At 59.4% G+C, this 596-nt stretch carries 1 protein-coding gene; it reads right to left on the minus strand.

Going from position 1 to position 596, the window contains the following annotated elements; all coding sequences use genetic code 11:
* Positions 1-172: 172 nt before the first annotated feature.
* Positions 173-596: hypothetical protein (locus EII42_RS12155; protein WP_233558399.1), on the minus strand; the 424-nt coding region annotated here is incomplete at its 5' end.

Raw genomic sequence — 596 nt, forward strand, 5'->3', positions numbered from 1 at the left:
AAGACTTCGGGGCCGAAGCCGACGAAGACGAACCGCTAGCATCCACAGACGTCCCCGGAGAAACCGGCCGCAGCACAACCACCACCAGCAACCCCAACAACACCGCCAACAACCCGCCGACGATCCCCAACCACAACCCCGAAACCCTACGCATCAGCAAACCCCGCCAACGTCACCTGGTGGCCAACAAATGATCCACCAACTCATCCATCGCCGCCACCACCTCCTGCTCCGTGAACCTGCCAAGTATCGGCTCCAGCGCGATCACGGTATCCTCCGCATAAGCCACACAAGATGCAACTTTGGAGATCTTCGTCGTCCCGCAGGTGAACCGCCCCACATGATGCACATCATCCCACCGCCGCAGATAGCGGTTGAACGCATCGGGCAGCTCCAGGCTATGTGTATCAAGCGACAGGACTCGTTTCGGATCCCTGCTGGCATCCTCGTAGACCACGCCGGTCGAATAATCATCAAAGCCGGGCAGACTATAGTCGCGGTCGTTCAACGCCCAACCCTGCAAAGTCTTAGGCAACCGCCAATCATCGCGCGGCTCCCCACCCTTAAGCGGATCCCCACCATAAAGCTGCGGCAAC

This window comes from Tessaracoccus sp. OH4464_COT-324 (genome assembly GCF_003932855.1).
Taxonomy (GTDB): domain Bacteria; phylum Actinomycetota; class Actinomycetes; order Propionibacteriales; family Propionibacteriaceae; genus Arachnia.